The following is a 7,824-nucleotide window of genomic DNA, read 5'->3' on the forward strand; positions in this document are numbered from 1 at the left end:
AGATTCTTCGAGAGTTTGGTAAAAATTATGTAATTAATTTTGTTTAGCTACTTAAACTCTGTTTTAATAAATGATTATCTTCAGATAATGTCCGTATATTAGTTAGTGAGTTGATGTTTTTGTAAATACACAAGTTTAAGTCGAGTGAAGAAAGAAAATGAATAAGTTCACCTGTTTAATGATTGTCGGGGCAGTATTGTCGATCAGTGCGCCAGCATTGGCCCAAAGTCGTGCTGTTAATATCAGTGTTGGCAGTATAGGTGGCCCTCTAGATAATGCTGCTTTGCGAACAGTTCGCCAAGTTATCGGGTTTGCGGTTGGTACTGGTACTGTTGATAAATTTATTGTATATAGCCCAAGAGAAGGCGCTCCTATTCCCATTGAAGGGGGTTTATCTGCTTGTGCGGAAGCTGGCTTCGGGATAACTGATGCCAGATTTAATGCTTTTATCCAGCAGTTGCGTTTAATTACACCCCGCTCAGGAACTTTCTTGAATGTAGAACTTACTGCAAGCTGTAGACTCAACTAAGAATGTTGTTACTTAACCTTCTTGGGTTGCAGTGAAAACTTGGGATGGAGAATTGACGGTTGAGGTGAAGCATCTCAAGTCTTATGATTACCTGCCTGCTGGATGTCAGCAGATGCAGGTGATTTGTGATCGCATCATTAGGTTACGGGAAAACAAGAATTTAGAAGATGCCCCAAGTGCTGTGTTGAAACATCTGGGAGAGTTGAAGCGACCGTATTTGACGGCGTTTGAGGAAGAGCTTTTGGGTTTCATAGAGGTAAAAGCGTCTATCACAAAGGCGGGAGAAAGTATTGGAGATGTTCAAGATATAGGAATCGTACTTGAATCTTGCTAAGTATACTGAGAAACAAACCTTTGTATGGTAAGCTTCTAGCAAATTTGGTTTTTCAGAAATCAAATATGAGTCCTATAGTTAAATTTGATATGTTTGCAAATAGGCAGTAATTAAGGTTTTGGTTTCCTTCACCAGTTGTTTGCGCTCAATTGGCTCACGCGTGAATGAAAGCCACAGTAGTTCATTAGAGACTTTAACTACAGTTGTCGCAATCAGTCGAGATTGAGTAGCATCAAGTAGAGGATTTCGCCGTGAAAAGAAATCAGCCAGTTCGACTAATATCTGTTGGTCATATTCGTTAAACTTACTGGCATCAGTAACTGTCATCAAGTCGATTAACTGCCCTAATACTGCTCGATAACCAGGATGCTGCTGTGCAAAATCTTCAAACGCATTTACCATGCGCTCAACGTAAGTAGCAATATCAGCCTTTGCTAACTCTGTATGAAGTTGTACAAAAATTTGATATTCCTGTTCAAAGTAGCGATTGGCAAGCGCCCGGACAAGCGCCTCTTTGTCTGGAAAAAATTGGTACAACGAGCCAACTGGAATTGCTGCACGTGTGGCGATAGCTCTTGTAGTGGTTTGCTCATAACCAAGTTCGATAAAAAGCTGCTCTGCCACATCCAAAATGTGATGAACTCGTTCTTGGCTACGTGCCTGCTTGGGTTGCCGTCGCATGGTTGAGGCTTTGTGAAATTCTTTTGTCATCCTTCAAGATTATCATTGACAAACATGAGCAATGTTCATATATTGAAAATGAACATTGTTCATGTTTGTGGTGAATTCTGTATTTAACAGGTCATATCATGCCATCCATTGTTCAGACACTCAAAGGGATAAAAGCTTTCGTCATGCTTTTGTTAGATGAAAACGGTAATCTAAAACCTGTTTGGGAATTGAGCGATAGTCTACTCGATAGTCGTGCTTTTCAACTAGCGGTTGCAAGTATGAAAACAATTCCAGAAGTAGCAGATATCTTAGCAGAACGCTATATAGCTCCTACACATGATTTAGAAGCTTTACTACAATATCCTCCAGATTCCTTGGGCTACACCTATGCTAGCCACATGAAACAGTTAAGCTTTAAAACGCTAGAGCCAGAAATGAAGAGCAATTCTGATAGCAGTTACATAGAAAATCGCTGGCGGCAGACCCATGATATTTGGCACATCATAACCGGATTTAATACAAGTGAAATTGGAGAAATTGGCTTACAAGCTTTTTATTTGGCACAACTTCAACTACCCTTAGCAAGCTTGTTGATTGCCAACGCGCTAATTTCTGTAAGTCTATGGCGACCGCAATTTCTCTCTCCTCTGCTGATGGCGATCTCACAAGGATGGAACATGGGCAACAAGGCTAAACCCTTGATTGCTCAAAAATGGGAACATTTCTGGGAAAAGCCTGTGGTACTATTGCGTGCAGAATTAAATGTCCAACCAGTTAACTTCTGTGAATTTGCCTTGATATCGGTTTGATTGCAAGTTGAATAGAGATGTCGCGCAAACTTTTTTGGCATATCATTCGTTTGACCTATCCTTGGTTGCCGCTGTTTATAACTCTGTGGCGCATCATTAGATTAACAGGTATCGACCATTGCCGCGCCCAAGTTCGATTGTGGATACTCTTGAGCCGGATTGATTTTGCTAGTTTAATAGCACTCGCCAGTGACCTGATTCAACCCGAATTCTGGGCTTGACAAGACTCAAGTCTCAAACATCTACTAAATTGCTTAAGTCCGCCAAATTTTAACTCTTGACAATCCCGAACCCCGAGGCAAGGGCGTTCGCTGGGCGATTTTCACCGCAGTCAATGACTAAGGAATATGTTTATCCACACTTTCACCCAAATGGGTACATTGAGGAACGAGTCAAGAGGCGTGAATCGAGTCCAAAAAGTGCTTGAAGCTGCCAACATTAAACTTGCCTCAGTGAAGAGTGATGTAATGGGTGTATCAGGACGAGCAATGCTGGCTGCGATTGTTGAAGGTAGCGCTAGTCCTGAACTAATGGCGGACTTGGCGAATGTTCCATGCGAAAAAAGCATGATTTACTGATTCTTGCACTTGAAGGTAGAGTTCGTCCTCATCAACGATTTATTCTCGCACAGCTACTGTGTCAAATTGATAGCATAGACGGAACAATTAAATGTTTTGATCAACTTTCTTGAGGAATACTGCCGTCCTTTTGAGCAAGCCGTAGAGTTAATTGATACTATACCAGGTATCGCACGTCGAACTGCGGAGATTATTGTCTCCGAAATCGGCATGGATATGAGCCGTTTCCCAAGTGCTGAACATTTAGTTGCTTGGGCTGGGGTTGCTCCTGGTAACTACGTAACTACGTAACTACGTTCATTGCTGGGAAAACGCTTTCAACTAGTACCCGTAAAGGCAATCGTTCCTTACGAACAATTCTGGTTCAAGCTGCTCATGCCCTAGCTCATACTAAAACTTACCTTGCTGCTCAGTTTCGTCGTATTAGTGGGCGAAGAGGCAAAAAACGCGCAGCTGTTGCTGTTGCACATTCTATTTTAACGATCGCCTACCATCTGATATCGCGCCAAGAACCTTATAAAGATTTAGGAGCTGATTATTTTGACAAACAACGACCGGAAAGTGTCAAGAAACGCTTGGGTTTTGCGCTTAGAAAAGCTTGGTTATCAAGTTAATCTTGAGCCTGTTCCAGTTGCAAGTTAGACCCACAATTAATGTTTCAGTTTAGGCTGTCGTCATTGAACGACTTCAGCTACATATCCTTCTTGGTTTTTAGCCAAAGTTTGATTTTCAAGTCAGAAGGGAATTGGATGGGGATTCCGACCCCACCCAATTGCAGACCACTGAAATTCAAAACGAATGTGGGGATATTAAACCCTTTTTGGCAGAAAATACAGACGGATTGACTGCACGGGAAAACCTTCAAGCCAACCTTCTGCCGTCTGCCGTCTGCCTTCCCACAAGCGAGATCACCAAAAGTTGCCAAGAACCTGGCTGTTGAAAAGGAATACAACCTTGTATGGAGACAGCCAAAGTAAACTTGATTGTTAATGTAACAATTCAACAATTATCTCATTGTATGAAAGCAATCCTTAATCTCATTGGTCTTCTGTGCTTGCTCTTAAGAGACGCTGCATTGCAACGTTTCAACTGTTGGGTGCGAAATGGGAAAATGCGTATTTCTAGGCATTTACAACCTTGGGAAATACCCGATTTAAGTCTAATAAAACATCTTCAAATCCAGGAATCGCTACTGACTGATGTGGTAAAGATATCTGCTTGCTGAGATAATTGAATTCACCTTGAGCATTTTGATAGGGTTGGCTATAACGCTCAAGTTGGCGAACATTTAAGTTGACAATCCAATAATCAGAAATTGCGGCTTCTGCGTAGATTTTTAACTTTGTTGTTTGGTCGTAATCTAGGGTTGAGTCCGAAATCTCAATCACTAAAAAAATATCTTCTGGATAGGGATGATGGGCGAGATAATCTTCGTCTTTGCCACGTGCTACCGCCACATCTGGTTCAGGTTCACTTTGCGAAGGCAAAGTAATCGGATCTTGTCCGCGAATCACGGCACGATCGCCCAACAACCGATCCAATTGGCGGCATAAGATAGAACCGCAGACTGTATGAGGTGTGCCCTTGGCTACCATCTGAATTAGTTCTCCGCGAATCAACTCGATGCGATCGCTCTCCTTTAGAAATTCCAGTTCAATCAGCCGATGATATTCGTCAATAGTAAATCGTTTTGGTGTGACAACGTTCATGGGACATCATCGATTTAACTGTTATCTACTTTCTAGCTTACCATCTGTATCCATTCGCTGTTGTCCATGCAGTCAATCTTCAATCTGCCTTCTACAATCTACAATTGGTTGACTGAGCGCATTTCTCTGCAAGGACAAACTTATACTGTAGTTGCGAAAAAACGTAGTTTTTCATACAGGGCAATCGGTTGCAGTCCAGTTTTTTGGTAGCTCCTCGTGGTGTTACACCCAAGACCTTGCACCCTAGTTTTGGTTAACATAGAAATTCCCCTGACATTGCACATATTGTATGCCCAAAACTTGGAACATCAAGATAGATAACTATTTTCAAGCCAACCCCAATTGCATCATCGCCACTGCTCATGTAGATTCGTTTCCAACAGACCTACCCCTAGAACCCAATATCAGGGAACCAAACCGCAAAAGTGCGACCTACAGACAAGTCTTCGACTCACTAACGACCGAACCCGAAAAATTCTTCTCTCGCCACAGTGGAATAGTTCTGTCAGCTAATATTGCTAAACCTGTCAAGAACAAAACTGAACTAGAACTGGAGATTTTAGAAGCTAACGAGGGAGGTAGTGATGGGATTATCAATGGTGGCCACACAGTATTAGGGTTTGAGCAAGCGAAAAATTATAACTACAATTTAAGTCAAGCCAGAGTAAAAGTTACCATCCACATTGGACTCTCGGAAGACGAGGCTAAGGATATAGCCTTGGCCTCCAACACGACAACGCCAGTAGATTCTCGCTCCAAAGTCAACGCTAGGGGTGATTACAAATTCATTAAGCAGTATTTAGCCCAGTTAGAACAGAAGGAAGATAGAAAATTCCGCATCGCTTATTACCAAAACCAAAGCGGCGCTCCCAGAAATGCCCAATGTAATGTGAACCATTTGGTGAAGTTGATTAACTGCCTCGATAGAAATAGATACAACCCCGACGGCAATAAACGAACCAAACACCCAGCAGGGATGAGTCCCCCATCTAACATCACAGACACGGAAAGGGAAAGATTAACTGCACTTTTGCCTCTCTTGACTCATGCTCTATGGATAGAGCAAAGACTCTACGAAATAATCCAAGAACATATCAGCAACCCCAGAAGAAAGGGTTCCAACGACCTAGCATCAATTGATATACGTAAAACTACGTTGTTGCCGGACAGTAAATATTCATTCGGGTTTGGTGCGCCAACTGACCTCGCACTACCGATAATCGCATCATATCGGGTATTTCTAGACAAGGACTATAAATGGATTATTCCTTTTAACGAATTTGCCGAAGATTTCCTGCAACACTTGTGGAATAACTATTTCCGTAAGTATTTGGTATCGGAGAAAACAGCAGGAAATACAGTCGGTACAAAAATCAGTCGGAACCAGGAGATTTGGGAAAGTCTTTATATATCGGCGCAAAGTTATCTAAATCAGCACTTGATGAAAATGGTTAACTCCAGCAAGGAAGAAGAATCGAAGGTGACAGAAAGTAAAAAAGGGCGTTTGCAAGCAGGTAATAAATGATGAAACCCTTAATAGGCAATAGTTAAAGCTAAAATTTCTTTAAATCTTTCACTGTCGGACCGTGTAAAACTTCCCCCTTGCAACTGAAACGTGAACCATGACAGGGACAGTCCCAACTTTTCTCGGCACTGTTCCAAGCAACAACACAACCCAAGTGAGAACATACCGCAGAAACAGCGTGTATTTCTCCTGTTTGATCTCGGTAAGCGGCAACTTTATCACCATCGACAGTGGCTAGCTTTCCTTCACCGATGGCCACATCTTGCAGAGATTGATTCAATCCCTTGAGGCGATCGCCTACCCAATGAGCGCCAACTTCCAAGTTTTGCTTGATACCTTGTGGAGTGAGAAAAGGAGTGGCGCGGGTTGAATCATACAAATCAGCCGCAGGATTTTCAATGGCTAAAATCTGGTCTGAAAGTATCATTCCAGACAAGGTTCCTTGAGTCATGCCCCACAGACTAAATCCAGTCGCCACAAAGGTATGCTTGCTTAGAGGAGTTAATTTTCCTACATAAGGTATTTGGTCAAAAGATACAAAATCCTGGGTAGACCAACGATAGTCAATGGAATCGATATCAAAGCGAGAACGGGCATAATTTTCTAAATCTAGATATTTCTCTTCAGTATTCTCCACTGCTCCCACTTGATGACCGCCGCCACCAACAAGTAGCAATAAGCCATTCTTGTCAGGAGTAGTCCGAATAGAGTAGTATTTTTCTCCTGAACCGATGTACATTCCCACAGGTGCTTTCTGCTCTGCAATCCGCGCACCGATGATGTAAGAACGTTTGGGGTAAGTTTTAGCAAAGAATAATCCTTCATCGGTAATGGGAATATTAGTTGCAACTATGACATCCTGTGCCTGAATAATTCCCTTGTCAGTAGTAACTTGACAAAGATTATCTTCATCGACCTTCAGTACTCTTGTATTTTCAAATACGTAACTTCCATTACCAGGAATCTGCTTGATCAGGTGTAAGAGGTATTTGCGAGAGTGAAATTGTGCTTGGTTGTCAAACTTAACAGCACCAACAATAGGAAAGGGCAAGGAAGTTTCACGAACAAATGTGGCGGGTAGTCCGATTTTCAGTGCTGCTTCTACCTCTTTTTCAATGTCCTTGAGATGATCTTCAGTTTCTGCGAAAGTATAGGCACTTTGACGACTAAAATCACAGTCGATTTGTTGTTCGGTAACTGTTTTAGCAATGAACTCTAATGCTGCTTGGTTTGACTGTGCATATATCTGTGCCTTTTTTTCACCATGATTTTTAATCAAATCCGCATAAATCAATTGGTGAAGTGAAGTAACTTTGGCTGTAGTATGACCGCTAACACCAGTAGATATTTGTTGCAATTCAATTACAGCAACGGTTTTACCTGCGCGTTTAAGTAATGTTGCAGCAGTGATTCCCGCAATACCTGCACCGACAATTGCAACATCCACAGATAGATTATTGCTAAGTGGGGGAAAATTAGCTGTGAGTGTCGAGTCAATCCAGTAAGAAATGTGCTTTCCTGATATATTAGGCATATTTTTCCCTTGATAGTGTTCGATAAATCCAATTCTTTGATTACAGAGTTAGCCTTCAAAATAAAGGTCAGACTGTAATCAAAAGTGTTGAATGTTAAGAAAAATCCGATAAAAACAGCCCAAAATATGTTAAA

General features: G+C 41.8%; 10 protein-coding genes. 7 read left to right on the forward strand and 3 right to left on the reverse strand.

The annotated features are described in order from the left end of the window. Positions 1–157: 157 nt before the first annotated feature. Both ABF638_RS35760 and ABF638_RS35765 read left to right on the forward strand, forming a co-directional pair. Entirely contained in the window at positions 158–529 is a 372-nt protein-coding gene (locus ABF638_RS35760; RefSeq protein ID WP_420762095.1) for a hypothetical protein, read from the forward strand. Between the two features lie 31 nt (positions 530–560). Continuing rightward, positions 561–863, forward strand: coding sequence for a hypothetical protein (locus ABF638_RS35765; RefSeq protein WP_435027510.1), 303 nt, complete (start codon positions 561–563; stop codon positions 861–863). Between the two features lie 78 nt (positions 864–941). Here the strand turns inward: ABF638_RS35765 and ABF638_RS35770 are convergent, their stop codons facing one another. Then, positions 942–1,574, reverse strand: coding sequence for a TetR/AcrR family transcriptional regulator (locus tag ABF638_RS35770; RefSeq protein WP_435027511.1), 633 nt, complete (start codon positions 1,572–1,574; stop codon positions 942–944). A 98-nt stretch (positions 1,575–1,672) separates the two neighbouring features. Here ABF638_RS35770 and ABF638_RS35775 point away from each other — a divergent pair, with 98 nt between their 5' ends. From ABF638_RS35775 to ABF638_RS35790, 4 genes are all read left to right on the forward strand, one after another. Then, positions 1,673–2,344 carry a Coq4 family protein gene (locus ABF638_RS35775; protein ID WP_435027512.1) on the forward strand — a complete coding sequence of 224 codons (672 nt, stop codon included), beginning with the start codon at positions 1,673–1,675 and terminating at the stop codon, positions 2,342–2,344. Between the two features lie 17 nt (positions 2,345–2,361). After that, complete coding sequence (locus tag ABF638_RS35780; RefSeq protein ID WP_435027513.1) at positions 2,362–2,565, forward strand: hypothetical protein; 204 nt, start codon at positions 2,362–2,364, stop codon at positions 2,563–2,565. 126 nt (positions 2,566–2,691) lie between these two features. Next, positions 2,692–2,922 (forward strand): hypothetical protein, encoded by a 231-nt coding sequence (locus ABF638_RS35785; protein ID WP_435027514.1) that lies wholly within the window; start codon positions 2,692–2,694, stop codon positions 2,920–2,922. A gap of 96 nt (positions 2,923–3,018) precedes the next feature. Then, the gene (locus ABF638_RS35790) at positions 3,019–3,213 is read left to right on the forward strand and encodes an IS110 family transposase (protein WP_435027515.1); all 195 of its coding nucleotides are present in this window, start codon (positions 3,019–3,021) and stop codon (positions 3,211–3,213) included. Positions 3,214–4,043: 830 nt separating this feature from the next. Here the strand turns inward: ABF638_RS35790 and ABF638_RS35795 are convergent. After that, positions 4,044–4,631 carry a Uma2 family endonuclease gene (locus tag ABF638_RS35795; protein ID WP_109012796.1) on the reverse strand — a complete coding sequence of 196 codons (588 nt, stop codon included), beginning with the start codon at positions 4,629–4,631 and terminating at the stop codon, positions 4,044–4,046. Between the two features lie 289 nt (positions 4,632–4,920). Between ABF638_RS35795 and ABF638_RS35800 the strand changes: the two genes are divergently transcribed. Continuing rightward, a complete protein-coding gene (locus tag ABF638_RS35800) occupies positions 4,921–6,156 on the forward strand; it encodes an AIPR family protein (protein WP_435027516.1) in 1,236 nt (411 codons plus the stop codon). 28 nt (positions 6,157–6,184) lie between these two features. On the opposite strand, the gene ABF638_RS35805 is transcribed toward ABF638_RS35800, so the two are convergent. Then, positions 6,185–7,690, reverse strand: coding sequence for an FAD-dependent oxidoreductase (locus ABF638_RS35805; protein ID WP_435027517.1), 1,506 nt, complete (start codon positions 7,688–7,690; stop codon positions 6,185–6,187). Positions 7,691–7,824: the final 134 nt, after the last annotated feature.

It is taken from the genome of Nostoc sp. CALU 1950 (genome assembly GCF_051172895.1).
In the GTDB taxonomy this organism is placed as follows: domain Bacteria; phylum Cyanobacteriota; class Cyanobacteriia; order Cyanobacteriales; family Nostocaceae; genus Nostoc; species Nostoc edaphicum_A.